The sequence below is a fragment of the Plantactinospora sp. A48 genome (assembly GCF_055793945.1).
The window spans coordinates 1-13,598 of record NZ_JBTIXF010000104.1 but is presented as its reverse complement, the minus strand read 5'-3'; the positions used below and the strand labels follow the sequence as shown (position 1 = coordinate 13,598).

Genomic DNA, 13,598 nt, shown 5'->3' with positions numbered 1-13,598 from the left:
AATACCCGCTACCCGCCTGGACACCCCCCCCCCCTCCCCCCCCCCCCCCCCCCCCCCCCCCCCCCCCCCCCCCCCCCCCCCCCCCCCCCCCCCCCCCCCCCCCCCCCCCCCCCCCCCCCCCCCCCCCCCCCGGCGCGGGCTGGTGCCGGGAACCGTCTCCGGGCGACGGGCCCTCGCGAGACCGGGGCGCCACCCCGGTCGAGTTGGCGATCCTGCTGCCGACGATCCTCATCCTGCTGATCATCTCGATCCAGGCGGCGGCCTATTTCCTGGCCCGGACGGTGGCGTTCACCGCCGCCCAGGAGGCCGTGGAACAGACCCGGACCCTGGACGGCAAGTCCGCGGCCGGGGGCGAGCAGGTGGCGCTCGACTACGTGGACCAGGCACCGGGCTGGCTCACCTCGGGCAGCGCGCACGTGGACAAGACGAACGACGAGGTCACGGTCCGGGTGCGCGGCCGGGTCCTGCAACTGCTGCCGGGCATCGACATCACCGTCGAGCAGACCGCCCGGGGTCCCGTCGAGCGAGTGACCGGAGGCTGAGATGTCGCGGAGGCGGACCAGCCGAGGATGGTGGACCAGCCCGGGGATGTGGGCAAGGTCAGGGAGCCGCGCCAGGTCAGGGCGTGGGGCCGGCGCAGGGCGTGGAGCCGGCGCAGGGTCGCGGGCTGGCGCAGGGTCGCGGGCTGGCGCACGGTCGCGGGCGGGCGCACGGTCGCGGGCGGGCCGTCTGGCGGAGCGGGGTTCCGTCACGGTCGAGGTGGCCATCCTCGCGCCGGTGCTGATCATGCTGCTCGGGCTGGCCGTCGCGGCCGGGCGGGCCGCCGTCGCACGCAGCGTGGTCGACTCGGCGGCGCACGACGCGGCCCGCGCCGCGTCCATCTCGCGGACCGAGAACCAGGCCACGACCGCCGGTCGGGACCGCGTCGAACAGGTCCTCCGCGAACAGGGGCTGAACTGCGATCCGGCGGCGTCGGTCACCCTCACCGGAAAACTACCCGGCGGTACAAAGGTTTCCCTCGGCTACGCCTTCGACCCGGACCGGATCGGTGAGCTGGTGTTCGTGGTGGCGACCGTGCGCTGCCATGTCTCGTACTCCGATCTGTGGATGCCCGGGGTTCCGGGTGGCGCGACGATCGAACGCAGCTTCGTCTCACCCATCGACCGCTTCCGGGGCCGGGCGCTCGGCCCGCCGTCGTACGCCGGATCCGCCGGCCCGGATCCGAGCGGCGGTGGCGTGTGATGGGCCCGACCACCGCTCCCGCCCCCGGGCGGTCATCCCGGCCAACACCGTCAACGCGCGACGGCGGCCGGGTCAGCGTGTTCCTCGCGATCGCCCTGCTCGCGGTGTTCATGGTCATCGGGCTCTCGGTGGACGGCGCCGGGCAACTCTTCGCGCTGCACCGGGCCCGCAGCATCGCCGCCGAGGCGGCCCGCACCGGCGGTCAGGCGATCGACGAGGGATCGGCGATCAACGGCGACCGGAAGGTGCTCGACCCGTCCCGGGCCAGGCGGGAGGCCGAGTCGTACATCGCGGCGGCCGGCGCCCGGGGCTCCGCGGACCAGCCGGCACCGGGCGCCCGGCAGATCACCACGCACGTCGAACTCGACTACCAGCCCGTCATGCTCAGCTTCTTTGGATGGAGCCGGATCACGGTGACCGCCACGGCCACCGCCGAGCTCCAGGATGCGCCCTAGGAGGGAACGCAGCCATGGTCGTATCGGGGACGTCCGCCAAGCGGCGGACCGGACAGGTTCTGACCGGACTCGGCGCGTTGGTGGTCCTCGTCGCTCTCCTGGGCGGCGCGCCGATCGCCCTGCTGGCCTTCGCCGGCAACCCGCTGCCGGACCACGTTCCCACGCTCACCGAGCTGGGCACCACTCTCACCAGCCGGGACGACGGGCAGCTCTTCCTGCGGGCGCTGGCGCTGCTCGGCTGGGCCGGCTGGGCCACCTTCGCGCTGTCCGTCCTGGTGGAGCTGCCGGCCCGGCTGCTGCGCCGCCCCGCGCCCCGGCTTCCGGGGATGGGTCGGCAGCAGCGCGCGGCCGCGGCGCTGGTCGGCTCGGTCGCGCTGATCCTGGCCGCCAGTCCGGCCGCGGCGATGGCCGCCGCCGTGGCGGCGCCACCGGCGGTGGCGGCGCCACCAGCGGCGACGGCGACCGCCCATCCCGGCGGCGGTGCCTCACCCGCCCCCGGGCGTCCACTCGACGGTGACCGGGGCTTGCCGCTCGGCGGTGACCGCGGTTTGCCGCTCGACGGCGATCGGGGCTTCTCGGCGTCCGAAGGCGCCGGTGCCACCGCCGGGACCTCGATTCCGGGCACCCGGACCGGACCGCGCCCGGGGGTGCTCCGGGGCACCCCGGCCGCCGCGGCCAACCCACCGACCGTCGCCAGCGGATCGAGACCACACACCGAAGCCCGGATCACCCCGCCGGCCACCGCCAGCGCGCCGGGGCCACGTACCAAGGCCCGGACCACCCCACCGGCCGCCGCCAGCGGATCGAGACCACGTACGGACGCCCGGACGACGCCGCCGGCCGGGTCCAGCGGCCGGGCCGGTGTGGAGCACGGCCCGCATTCCGCGTCGAACGCGCCGCAGTACCGGGTCGCCCACGGCGACTACCTGGGCCGGGTCGCGGAACGTTATCTGGGTGACTTCCGTCGGTACCCGGAGATCTCCCGGCTCAACGGGCTACGTGACCCGAATCGGATCAACGCCGGTCAGGTGCTTCGGCTGCCCAGGGACGCGGTCGACCATGGTCCCCGCGCCCACGCCACCGGCCGGCTGGTCCGACCGGCGGGTGAACGCACCCAGCCGGGACGTACCCAGGCGGCGCCGCCGGCCCCCGCGCGGCGGGCACCCGCCGCACCGCCGGCCGAGTCCCCCGGACCCGGCGGCGCCGGTGGACTGGGCGACGCGCCCGCGCTGTCCGCCGGGGCCGCCCGCGCCGACCAGCTCAGTACGCTGAACCGGCCGCTCGCGGTGTCGGCCGTCCTGACGGTCGCGGCGCTGGTGGGGGCGCAGATCGGCGCCATGCTGGGGCTGCGCCGCGCGCCGGGCGGCGGATCGGCGGCGGAGGTGGGACGGCACCGCCGGTTCCGGAGCTGACCGGCCGTTCCCTGGTGGCCGGTCAGGGCAGTCTGGCCTCCAGGACCCCGTCCACGACACGGGACGGCAGCGTCTGCTGGTCGGTCGCCGCCGGTCCGTGTACCACCTCGCCGTTGTCGAGCCGGAACGTGCTGCCGTGCCACGGGCACACCACGCAGGCGTGGCCGTCCACCTTGGTCACCTCGCCCTCGCTGAGCGGTCCACTGAGGTGGGCACAGCGCTCCAGCAGCACCGTGACGTCGGAGCCGTCGCGGTAGACCAGCAGATCGACATCCTCCACCGTGCGCTTGACCAGGGACGACTCCGGGATCTGGTCGAGATCGGCCACCGGCCGCCAGTCCTCGGGCAGCCGGTGCATCTCGGTGACGCCGTGGTTGACCTGCGCGGCCTGCTTGTAGGCGAGGTGGCCACCGAGATAGGCGCCACCGCCGGCGGCGGCGAACCCCAGATAGCTCAGGAACCGGCCGGTACCGTGCCGACCGGTCAGCCGGGCGGCGAGCGAACCGGCGTACAGCGACACCCCGATGAGGTTGGCCGTCGCGTGTACCAGACCGACCCGGCGTTGCTCCCGGGACAGGTCCGCCCAGTCGTTCCAGCCGGCCAGGGCCGCCGGCAGGGCGGCGGCGGTGCCCACCCCGACCAGCGTGGTCGCGGCTCGTCGCTGGCCCGGCATCAGGTCCAGGATGGCGGCGCTGGTCCAGGCACCCACCGGGACCTGCACCAGCACCGGATGCAGCGGATGGCCCAGCCAGACGCCGTGCAGGAGGTCCCGGATGCGCCGGGACCGCAACACCGACCAGGCCGAGCGCTGGACCCGGTCCCCTACCTCGTCGAGCCCGGACGCCTGTTCGAGCTTCGTCAGCACCTCACGCATCCTGCGGGGATTCCCCGCCTACCGACCCTCAAACCGGACCACCCGCCCCTCCCTACACTCGGGCGATGGGTGTGCGGGTGGAGCGGGCCGGTCCGGTGACCACGGTGATCCTCGACCGGCCCGAACGGCGCAACGCGGTCGACGGGCCCACCGCGCGAGCGCTCGCCGACGCCTTCCGGGCGTTCGAGTCGGACGAGACGGCCGCCGTCGCGGTGCTGCACGGCGCCGGCGGCACGTTCTGCGCGGGCGCCGACCTGAAGGCCATGGGTACGCCGAGCGGCAATCGCGTGGAGCCGACCGGCGACGGTCCGATGGGCCCGACCCGGATGACACTCAGCAAACCGGTGATCGCCTCGATCAGCGGGTACGCCGTGGCCGGCGGCCTGGAACTGGCGCTCTGGTGCGATCTGCGGGTGGCCGAGACCGACGCGGTGCTCGGGGTGTTCTGCCGGCGGTGGGGCGTACCGCTGATCGACGGTGGCACGGTCCGGCTGCCCCGGTTGATCGGCGAGAGCCGGGCCATGGACCTGATTCTCACCGGCAGGCCGGTGGCGGCGCCCGAGGCGTACGAGATGGGTCTGGTCAACCGGCTCGCGCCGCCGGGTGGCGCGCGGACGATGGCCGAGGAGTTGGCCGCCCAGCTCGCCGGGTTCCCGCAGGCCTGCCTGCGCAATGACCGGCTGTCGACGCTGGCCGCCGCCGGCCGGCCCGAGGACGCGGCGCTGGCCACCGAGTTCGGTTACGGCATGGCGTCGCTGGCCGCCGACGCGGCGGCCGGGGCGGCCCGGTTCACATCCGGCGCCGGCCGACACGGCGCGCCCGGCTGAGCCCTCGAAAACCGCCACCGCCGGTGGCCGGTGGCCGGTGGTGCGGGCGGTCATTCCAGGCGGTGCAGGGCGTCCCCGATGGCGCGGTGGAAGGTCGGGTACGCGAAGATCATGTGCCGCAGCGTCTCGACCGGCACCGCCGCGTGTACGGCCACGCTCAGCCAACCGAGCACCTCGCCGCCGGCCGGCCCGGCCGAGGTGGCGCCCACCAGGATCCCCCGGTCGGCATCCACCACCAGTTTGATGAAGCCCGCGTTGCCGGCATGGTGGATCCAGCCCCGGGTCGACTCGGCCAGCGGACTGAACGACACCTTGACGGCCAGGCCCTGCTCCCGGGCCTGCCGCTCGGTCAGCCCCACGGCGCCGATCTCCGGGTCGGTGAAGGTGACCCGGGACAGCGCGCGGTAGTCCGCGCCCGGTCCGCCCCGACCCAGGATGTCCCGGACCGCGATCCCGGCCTGGTACATGGCGATGTGCGTGAACGCGCCCTGTCCGGTCACGTCGCCGACCGCCCAGATGCCGTCGCCGACCCGCATCCGCTCGTCGGGCACCAGGTAGCGCTGGTGCGGGTCGAGGCCGACGCTGTCCAGGCCGAGGTCGGCCAGTCCGGTGTGCCGGCCGGTGGCCACCAGCAGCCGCTCGCCGCGCACGGTGGCGCCGCCTTCGAGGTGTACGGCGAAGCCGTCCTCGTCGTGGCTGACCCGCTCGGCCTTCGCGCCGGTGACGATCTCCACCCCGTCGGCCCGCAGCGCGTCGGCGACCACCTCCGAAGCCTCGGGCTCCTCGATCGGCAGCACCCGCTCGTACGCCTCGACGATCCGCACCCGTACGCCGAACCGGGCGAACACCTGGGCCAGTTCCAGCCCGATGGCACCGCCACCGAGCACGACGAGCGACTCCGGCAGTTCGGCGCACTCGATGATTTCGCGGTTGGTCCAGTACGGCGTGCCGGCGAGCCCGTCGATCGGTGGGACCGAGGGTGCCGTGCCGGTGCCGATCACGATGGCGCGCTCCGCCACGTACACCTCGTCGCCGACCCGGACCCGGCCGGGGCCGGCCAGCACGCCGCGGCCCCGGACGAACCGGCCACCCTGGTCGGTGAACCGGCGGACGGCGACCTCGTCGTTCCAGTTGTCGGTGGCCTCCGCGCGGATCCGCTCGGCCACCGGCGCCCAGTCCGGCCGCACCTGCGCCGAACCGGCCAGGCCGTTCACCCGGCGGCCCTCGGCCAGCGCGTTGGCGGCCCGGATCATCATCTTGCTCGGGATGCAGCCCCAGTACGGGCACTCCCCGCCCACCAGCCGATCCTCGACGCCGACGACCGTGAGCCCCGCCTCGGCGAGCCGACCGGCCGCCTCCTCGCCGCCGACACCCAACCCGAGCACGACCACGTCAACCCGCGTTTCCGTCACCCGGTCAGCATCTCGCAGATGATCGCCACCGGCCAGCCCGTCCACCCATCCCGAGCCGCAGCGCCGAGCGCAACGCCCGACGCGCGGCACGCGGCACGCGGGGTTAAGCGGGGGCCCTTCCTCTACAAAAAGCGATAAGAAGGTGCCCTTCCTTTCCGGGGGCCGGGGACGGTGACGGGGGTGCCGGCGGGGGTGAGGAGGGCTCGGGTGGCGACGGCCAGCCGGCGCCGGTTGGGCACCACGGCCCGGCGGGCGAACACGTCGAAGCCGGCCGCGGCGATCTCGTCGAGGATGCCGCCGTACAGCGCGTACGCGGTGCGCATGCACGCCTGCGAGGCGGGTTCCAGCAGCACGATTCCGGGTGCCGCGGCGGCGTAGTGCGCCTGTGCGCGGGTCACCTCGTACTCGATGAGTTCCCTGATCCGGGGCGAGGCCGAGCGCCGTTGGGCGGCCTCGGCCAGGTCGTCCCGGGTGACGCCGAACTTGGCCAGGTCCTCGTCCGGCAGGTACGTCCGGCCGCGGTCGAGATCCTCGGCGACGTCCCGGAGGAAGTTGGTGAGCTGGAAGGCGAAGCCGAGTTGCCGGGCGGGCTCCCGGGCGGCGACCGGGTCGGTGCTGCCGAGGATCGGCAGCATCATCGTGCCGATGACGGCGGCCGAACCCTCCATGTAGTCGAGTACGTCGTCGTAACCGGGGTATGAGGCGACCGTCAGGTCCATCGCCATGCTGCGGAGGAAGGCGGAGAAGTCGGCCCGGTCCAGGTCGAAGACGGCGATGGTGTGCAGCACGGCGGGCAGCAGCGGGTCGTCGACCGGCTCGCCGTGCAGGCCGGCGAGGAACCGTTCGGACCAGGCGGTCAGCTGGGCGGCCCGGTCGGCCGGGGACAGCTCGTCGGTGCGGTCCACGATCTCGTCGGCGTACCGGGTGAAGCCGTACAGGGCGTGGACATGTCGTCGTTTCCACCCCGGCAGCAGCCGGGTCGCGAGATAGTAGCTACGACCGTGACGTCTGTGCAGCTCACGGCAGCGTTCGTAGGCCGCGGTGAGATCCGTGTCCATGGGACCTTCTCCGTCCACCAGGGCTCCCCTCCTGCCGGTTGGCCGATCGCGGATCCGAGCGCGAAATCGACGCACCAATCGACGCAGTATTCAAGCCTAGGGTACGCTCAGCCTCGTGGCCAACGATGCCGTAGCGGATAACGCACCTCCCGCGGCCCGGTCTGCGCCCGGCGACCGCTCCGAGCAGCGCGAAATCCGCGTTCCCGTACCCGCCGAACCGGCCCGCACCGCGCGCCGACGCGCCGGTCGGACGGCCCGGGACACCGGAAATCCGCCCGACATCCGCGATGCCGTCGAGGCGACCCTCGCCGCGTTCCTGGAGGGCGAGATCGGGGCGCTGGCCGACATCGACCCGGCCGTCGCCGAGTTCGGGCGGACCGCCCGGGAGTCGGTGCTGTCCGGCGGCAAACGGATCCGACCGACGTTCGCGTACTGGGGTTGGCGGGGCGTCGTCGGCATGTCCGAGCCGATCGGTCCGGTGCTGCCGGCGCTGGCCGCACTGGAGCTGCTGCACGCGTTCGCCCTGGTCCACGACGACGTCATGGACGCCTCGGCGACCCGCCGGGGCCAACCCACCGCGCACCGGACCCTCGCCGCGCAGCACGCCGCAGCCGGCCGCACCGGCGACGGGGACCGCTTCGGCGAGGCCGCCGCCGTGCTGGTGGGCGACCTGTGCCTGATCTGGGCCGACCGGCTGCTGGGGCACACCAGCCTGCCGGCCGGGACGATCATGGAGGCCCGCCGCTGCTACGACCAGATGCGGATCGAGACCGTCGCCGGGCAGTACCTCGACGTCCTCGGCGAGACCACCGCCCGGTCCTGGACGGTCGACCGGGCGCTGCGGGTCGCGCGCTACAAGACCGCCTCGTACACCGTGCAACGTCCCCTGCTGTTCGGCGGCGCGCTCGGCGACCTGCGCCGGGGCAGCCCGCTCGCCTCCGCGTACCACCGGTACGGCCTGGCCGTGGGCGAGGCGTTCCAGCTCCGCGACGACCTGCTGGGCGTCTACGGCGACCCCGGCACCACCGGTAAGCCCGCCGGCGACGACCTGGCCCGGGGTAAGCCGACCGCGCTGCTGATGCTGGCCCGGGAGCTGGCCGACCCGGCCCAGCGGATCGCGCTGGACGCCGGTTGGCCGGGCTCGTCCAACGCCGGTTGGCCCGGCGCGCCGGACGCCGGATCGGTGCGCGAGTTGGCCGAGGTGGTCCGCGCCACCGGCGCCGTCCAGCGGATCGAGGAGTTGATCGCCGACCGGGTGACCGAGGCGCTGCGGGCGCTGGAGCATTCACCCGTCGACCCCACCGCCCGGCACACGCTCGGCGAACTGGCCGTCTCCGCGACCCAGCGGCTGGCCTGACCAAGCAGATCGAAGGAGGTGAGCGGCGTGCGGACGGTGACCGGACGTACGGATCGGGTGGTGGTGGTCGGTGCCGGGCTCGGCGGCCTGGCCTGTGCCCTGCACCTGGCCGGCAGCGGGCGGCAGGTGACGATCCTGGAACGGGAACCGGTGCCGGGTGGTCGGGCCGGCCGGCTGTCGGTCGACGGGTACGAGTTCGACACCGGACCCACGGTGCTCACCATGCCGGAACTGATCGCCGAGGCCCTGGGCGCCGTCGGGGAGGAACTGACCGACTGGCTCGACCTGACCCCGCTGGATCCGGCGTACCGGGCGTACTACCCGGACGGCTCCACGCTGGACGTGATCACCGACCCGGTACGGATGGCCGGGGAGATCAGCCGGGTCTGCGGGCCGAGGGAGGCCGACGGATATCTGCGGTTCGTCGACTTCGCCCGCGAGCTGTGGCGACTGGAACGGTCGGACTTCATCGACCGCAACCTGGACGCCCCGACCGACCTGCTGACCGCCAACCTGCTCCGACTGCTTACCGCGGGTGCCTTCCGCCGGCTGCAAACCAAGATCGACCAGTTCTTCCGGGATCCCCGGACCCGGCGGATCTTCTCGTTCCAGGCCATGTACGCGGGCCTGGCCCCGCACGACGCGTTGGCCATCTACGCGGTGATCGCCTATCTCGACTCGGTCGCCGGAGTCTGCTTCCCGCGCGGTGGGATCCACGCGATGTCCCGGGCACTGGCGGGCGCCGCCGAGAAGCATGGCGTGCAGATCCGCTACAGCACCACCGTCACCCGGGTGGAGACGGCTGGCGACCGGGCCACCGGGGTGTTGACCGCGGACGGGGAGCGGATCGCGGCCGACGTGGTGGTGCTCAACCCCGACCTGCCGGTGGCGTACCGGGATCTGCTCCCCCCGGCCCGTACCCGCCGGATGACGTACTCGCCCTCGTGCGTGGTGCTGCACGTCGGCTCGCGCCAGGCGTACTCGCGGATCGCACACCACAACATCCACTTCGGCCGACCGTGGAAGCGGACCTTCACCGAGGTCATCGACCAGGGGCGGCTGATGTCGGACCCGTCCCTGCTGGTCACCAATCCGAGCCGGACCGACCCCTCGATGGCGCCGGCCGACCGGCAGACCTACTACGTGCTGGCGCCGGTGCCCAACCTCGACCGCGCCGACCTGGACTGGCGGGGTGGGCTGGACCGCAGGTACGCGGACGAGCTGATCCGCACCCTGGAACAGCGCGGGTACCTCGGCTTCGGCGCCGGGATCGAGGTGCTGCGTACGGTCACCCCGGCCGACTGGGCCGATGCCGGGATGGCCGCCGGCACCCCGTTCGCGGCGGCGCACAGTCTCTTCCAGACCGGCCCCTTCCGCCCCGGGAACCTGCACCGGACACTGTCCAATGTAGTGTTCGTGGGATCCGGTACGCAGCCCGGCGTCGGCGTGCCGATGGTGCTCATCTCCGGCAAGCTGGCCGCGAACCGGGTCACCGGGGTCACCCGGTGAGCGGCCGGGAGGAGCATCTGGTCGAACTTGTCGACGAGTATGGTCAGCCGGTGGGTGAGACCACTGTCCGCGCGGCACACGAGCCCCCGGGGCGACTGCACCGGGCCTTCTCGGTGTTCCTGACCGACGACGCCGGCCGGGTGCTGTTGCAGCGGCGCGCGGCGACCAAGACCCGCTTCCCGCTGCGCTGGGCCAACTCGTGCTGCGGGCATCCGGGGCCGGAGGAGCCGCTGGTCGAGGCGGCCAACCGGCGACTCGGTGAGGAACTGGGGATCTCACCGGTCGCGCTGGCCGAGTGCGGCGTCCACCTGTACCGGGCCACCGACCCCGTCAGCGGCCGGGTCGAGTTCGAGTACGACCACGTGTTGCGGGGCAGCCTTCCGGCCGGTGCCGAACTGCGCCCCGACCCCGCCGAGGTGGCCGAACTACGCTGGTCCGACCCGGCCGAAACGGCGGCGGAGCTGCTGGTGGCGCCCGGCCGGTACGCCCCCTGGCTGGGTGGTGTGCTGGACCGGCTGATCCGACCGACGGGGCCGGGTGTGGGACTGTCGGCACCGCCCGCCGCACCACCCGGACCTGGGTCGGCCGGAACACCGGATCCCGGGCCGGCCGCCGACGCGGTCCGGCCAGGCGAGGTGGCGGAGTGGCCGGGTGGCCGATGAGGCGCTGAGCGCGGGAGCGGTGGCCCGCCGTCTCGGGGTGGCCGTCACCACACTCCGCACCTGGCACCAGCGGTACGGCCTGGGCCCCAGCCAGCACGTCCCGGGGCACCATCGGCGCTACACCGCCGAGGACCTGGCCCGGCTGGAGATCATGCGCCGGCTCACCGCCGACGGGGTGGGCCCGGCCGAGGCCGCCCGGTGGGCCCGGCGGGTGCCGGACCCGTACGAGCGGGATGGCGCGCGGGCGGGCGGACCGACGCCGGCCCGGCGGCGCGGCGGCGCGCGCGGCGGCACCGGCACGCCGGCCGAGGTCCCGGTCGGCCGGGCGGGTCCGGCGGCTCAGGCTCTGGCCGGGGCCGCCATCCGGCTCGACCAGGCGGGCATGCGTGCGACGATCGACCGCTCGATCAGCCTGCTGGGTGTGGTCGAGACCTGGGACCGGTTGGTGCGGCCGGTTCTGGTCGGGATCGGCATCCGGCACCTGGCTGGCGAGGGACTGATCGAGGTCGAGCACCTGTTGAGCCGCTGCGTCTCGGAGGCGCTGTCGGCGGTGCCGCGGCCCGGTGCCACCGGCGGTCCACCCCGGGTCCTGCTGGCCTGTGCCGACGAGGAGCAGCACAGCCTGCCGCTGGAGGCCCTCGCCGCGGCGCTGGCCGAGACCGGTGTGCCCTGCCGGCTGCTGGGCGCCCGCGTACCGCCGGCGACGCTGGTCAAGGCGGTGGCCCGGACCGGGCCAGCGGCCGTGGCCGTCTGGTCGCACGCCCGCGCCACCGCGGACCCGGCGCAGCTCGAGGCCGTGCTCGTCAGCCCGCACCGGCCGCTCCTGCTGCTGGCCGCCGGCCCCGGCTGGCGGACCGAATCGCTGCCGGCCGGCGTGATCCGCCCGGCCGACCTCGCGCAGGCCGTGAGCCTCATCGTGGCGGTACGCGAGCTGTAAGGAAGGGCCCCCTGTTATCGCTTCCGGTAGCGGAGGGGTCCCCTGTTAACTCTCACGCTGCTCGATGCCCCAAAGGTCGCGTCGGGCCGAACCGGAGCGGGCGGGCAGCGGTGAAGGGAGACGGATTCGCGATAGTGCGCTAACGTCCGTTCCGCCCGACCTTTCCGCAACCTCGGGAGTTTGTAATGCATACCCGCGCACCGGTCGCGCTGATCCTGGCCCTGGTCCTGCTCTCCGGCGCCTGCGGCGGAGACCAGGCGCCCAACCCGCGCGACGCGACACGCTCGGTCGCGGGGGGCCAGTCGGACCGGCCGGGCGACTCCTCTCCCAGCGGGAAGCCGGGGGCGGGCAAACCATCGCCGTCGGGCAAGCCGGCCCGGCCGCCGGCCCACCCGCCCGGCAAGGCCGGCAAGCCCAAGCCCGGCGGCCCGGACCTCGCGGCCATCCGCGCCAGCCGCCGGAGCACCGGAGTACGCGCGGTCGCGCTCACCTTCGATGACGGCCCGCACCCGAAGTGGACCCCCCGGGTGCTCGACTACCTGCGCTCGGTCGGCGTCAAGGCCACGTTCTGCCTGATCGGCGTCAAGGCCCGGCAGTATCCCGACCTGGTCGCCCGGATCGTTCGTGAGGGGCACACGCTCTGCAACCACAGTTGGTCGCACGACCTGCGGCTCGGCAGCAAGTCACCGGCGGCCATCCGGGCCGACCTGACCCGGACCAATGACGTGATCCACAAGGCGGCGCCCGGGGCGCCGATCAAGTACTTCCGGCAGCCGGGTGGCGAGTGGACCATGCCCGAGATGGGGGTCCTGGAGGAGCTTGGGATGACCCCGCTGCACTGGTCGGTCGACCCGCGGGACTGGTCCAGCCCCGGCACCTCGGCGATCGTGAGCGGGGTCGAGCACCGGGCCCGGGCCGGCGGGATCGTGCTCATGCACGATGGTGGCGGCGACCGCAGCGAAACCGTGGCCGCCTGCCCTCGGGTGATCCCCTGGCTGAAGAAGCGGTTCGGGATCGTCCAGCTGCGGTGACCGGGAGTTTCGCCCCGTCCTGTGGTGGTTTCCACCCCCGACAGGGCGGGGCGGGATACCGGTTTGGAGCAGCGCCGAGGCATCACGTATGCTTTCGAAGCCTCCGGCGGGGCCGGATGGGAGCACAGCCGCTTGAGTTGTCTTGTGCAATGATGGCGGGGCCGCCCTCATCGTCTAGCGGCCCAGGACGCCGCCCTTTCAAGGCGGTAGCACGGGTTCGAATCCCGTTGGGGGCACGTGTAACACCCGGCCTAGCCGGTCAGCAAGGTCCTGTGGAGCAGTTGGAGTGCTCGCCGCCCTGTCAAGGCGGAGGTCGCGGGTTCAAGTCCCGTCAGGACCGCCAGCGCCGACCGCCGCGCGAGTTCGCGCGGCGTTCTGCGTTTCGGGACGGTTACCCGTCCGGTGAGTCCATCGCCGGCCAGGTAACATGACCCGAGCAACCCGGCCAGGTAGCTCAGTTGGTACGAGCGTCCGACTGAAAATCGGAAGGTCGGCGGTTCGACCCCGCCCCTGGCCACATAGCCTTTCGCCGGGCTAGACAGATCCCCACCAGCGGAAACGTCGGTGGGGATCTTGCTTTTCCCGATCATGAATATCGACGTCCAAGCGGGCTTCGGTCGTCCTGCCATTCGAGCGGATCCGCCGTCAGGTTCGGGATCACGGGTGATCGGCGTGCGACTCGCCGGGTGTCGGCGGTTCCGGCTTGGATCGACGGGGGGGAGAGAGGAAAAAAAGCCGGGGCGGGCACGAGACAAACACAACCAAACAAAAAAGGAGAAAAAAACAGGGGAAAAAAACACCCACAAACTGTGGAAACCGGCC

General features: G+C 73.4%; 14 protein-coding genes and 3 tRNA genes. 14 read left to right on the top strand and 3 right to left on the bottom strand.

Annotated elements, in window-relative coordinates; genetic code table 11:
* The first annotated feature begins 203 nt into the window (after window positions 1-203).
* From ACXN5W_RS29555 to ACXN5W_RS29540, 4 genes are all read left to right on the top strand, one after another.
* A complete protein-coding gene (locus tag ACXN5W_RS29555; RefSeq protein ID WP_473161668.1) occupies window positions 204-542 on the top strand; it encodes a pilus assembly protein in 339 nt (112 codons plus the stop codon).
* Between the two features lies 1 nt (window position 543).
* Window positions 544-1,242, top strand: a complete 699-nt coding sequence (locus tag ACXN5W_RS29550) for a TadE/TadG family type IV pilus assembly protein (RefSeq protein WP_473161667.1) — start codon at window positions 544-546, stop codon at window positions 1,240-1,242.
* A gap of 77 nt (window positions 1,243-1,319) precedes the next feature.
* Window positions 1,320-1,697 (top strand): hypothetical protein, encoded by a 378-nt coding sequence (locus ACXN5W_RS29545; RefSeq protein ID WP_473161666.1) that lies wholly within the window; start codon window positions 1,320-1,322, stop codon window positions 1,695-1,697.
* A gap of 14 nt (window positions 1,698-1,711) precedes the next feature.
* Complete coding sequence (locus tag ACXN5W_RS29540; RefSeq protein WP_473161665.1) at window positions 1,712-3,109, top strand: LysM peptidoglycan-binding domain-containing protein; 1,398 nt, start codon at window positions 1,712-1,714, stop codon at window positions 3,107-3,109.
* Between the two features lie 22 nt (window positions 3,110-3,131).
* On the opposite strand, the gene ACXN5W_RS29535 is transcribed toward ACXN5W_RS29540, so the two are convergent.
* Complete coding sequence (locus tag ACXN5W_RS29535) at window positions 3,132-3,983, bottom strand: Rieske (2Fe-2S) protein (protein WP_473161664.1); 852 nt, start codon at window positions 3,981-3,983, stop codon at window positions 3,132-3,134.
* A gap of 65 nt (window positions 3,984-4,048) precedes the next feature.
* Here ACXN5W_RS29535 and ACXN5W_RS29530 point away from each other — a divergent pair, with 65 nt between their 5' ends.
* Entirely contained in the window at window positions 4,049-4,810 is a 762-nt protein-coding gene (locus tag ACXN5W_RS29530) for a crotonase/enoyl-CoA hydratase family protein (RefSeq protein WP_473161663.1), read from the top strand.
* Window positions 4,811-4,860: 50 nt separating this feature from the next.
* On the opposite strand, the gene ACXN5W_RS29525 is transcribed toward ACXN5W_RS29530, so the two are convergent.
* The gene (locus ACXN5W_RS29525; protein ID WP_473161662.1) at window positions 4,861-6,222 is read right to left on the bottom strand and encodes a dihydrolipoyl dehydrogenase family protein; all 1,362 of its coding nucleotides are present in this window, start codon (window positions 6,220-6,222) and stop codon (window positions 4,861-4,863) included.
* 122 nt (window positions 6,223-6,344) lie between these two features.
* Window positions 6,345-7,280, bottom strand: a complete 936-nt coding sequence (locus tag ACXN5W_RS29520) for a phytoene/squalene synthase family protein (protein ID WP_473161661.1) — start codon at window positions 7,278-7,280, stop codon at window positions 6,345-6,347.
* A gap of 115 nt (window positions 7,281-7,395) precedes the next feature.
* Between ACXN5W_RS29520 and ACXN5W_RS29515 the strand changes: the two genes are divergently transcribed.
* The 9 genes from ACXN5W_RS29515 to ACXN5W_RS29475 all read left to right on the top strand — a co-directional run.
* On the top strand, window positions 7,396-8,637 hold the full coding sequence (locus ACXN5W_RS29515) for a polyprenyl synthetase family protein (RefSeq protein ID WP_473161660.1): 1,242 nt from the start codon (window positions 7,396-7,398) through the stop codon (window positions 8,635-8,637).
* 27 nt (window positions 8,638-8,664) lie between these two features.
* The gene (crtI, locus tag ACXN5W_RS29510; protein ID WP_473161659.1) at window positions 8,665-10,146 is read left to right on the top strand and encodes a phytoene desaturase family protein; all 1,482 of its coding nucleotides are present in this window, start codon (window positions 8,665-8,667) and stop codon (window positions 10,144-10,146) included.
* Window positions 10,143-10,808 (top strand): isopentenyl-diphosphate Delta-isomerase, encoded by a 666-nt coding sequence (idi, locus tag ACXN5W_RS29505; RefSeq protein WP_473161658.1) that lies wholly within the window; start codon window positions 10,143-10,145, stop codon window positions 10,806-10,808. The genes crtI and idi overlap by 4 nt, the downstream gene beginning before the upstream one ends.
* Window positions 10,798-11,745: a MerR family transcriptional regulator gene (locus ACXN5W_RS29500; protein WP_473161657.1), complete on the top strand. Its 948-nt coding sequence runs from the start codon at window positions 10,798-10,800 to the stop codon at window positions 11,743-11,745. The genes idi and ACXN5W_RS29500 overlap by 11 nt, the downstream gene beginning before the upstream one ends.
* Window positions 11,746-11,930: 185 nt before the next feature.
* A complete protein-coding gene (locus ACXN5W_RS29495; protein WP_473161656.1) occupies window positions 11,931-12,776 on the top strand; it encodes a polysaccharide deacetylase family protein in 846 nt (281 codons plus the stop codon).
* A gap of 163 nt (window positions 12,777-12,939) precedes the next feature.
* A tRNA-Glu gene (locus ACXN5W_RS29490) sits at window positions 12,940-13,012 on the top strand.
* A gap of 30 nt (window positions 13,013-13,042) precedes the next feature.
* Window positions 13,043-13,119 (top strand) — tRNA-Asp (locus ACXN5W_RS29485).
* A gap of 100 nt (window positions 13,120-13,219) precedes the next feature.
* Window positions 13,220-13,293: transfer RNA gene (locus ACXN5W_RS29480), tRNA-Phe, on the top strand.
* Between the two features lie 47 nt (window positions 13,294-13,340).
* On the top strand, window positions 13,341-13,598 hold a 258-nt coding region (locus ACXN5W_RS29475), incomplete at its 3' end, for a hypothetical protein (RefSeq protein WP_473161655.1).

Bases quoted from the DNA above. Each gene is read 5' to 3' on its own strand.
- ACXN5W_RS29550 (WP_473161667.1), top strand. From the start codon at position 544: ATGTCGCGGAGGCGGACCAGCCGAGGATGGTGGACCAGCCCGGGGATG.
- ACXN5W_RS29540 (WP_473161665.1), top strand. From the start codon at position 1,712: ATGGTCGTATCGGGGACGTCCGCCAAGCGGCGGACCGGACAGGTTCTG.
- ACXN5W_RS29535 (WP_473161664.1), bottom strand. From the start codon at position 3,983: ATGCGTGAGGTGCTGACGAAGCTCGAACAGGCGTCCGGGCTCGACGAG.
- ACXN5W_RS29530 (WP_473161663.1), top strand. From the start codon at position 4,049: ATGGGTGTGCGGGTGGAGCGGGCCGGTCCGGTGACCACGGTGATCCTC.
- ACXN5W_RS29520 (WP_473161661.1), bottom strand. From the start codon at position 7,280: ATGGACACGGATCTCACCGCGGCCTACGAACGCTGCCGTGAGCTGCAC.
- ACXN5W_RS29495 (WP_473161656.1), top strand. From the start codon at position 11,931: ATGCATACCCGCGCACCGGTCGCGCTGATCCTGGCCCTGGTCCTGCTC.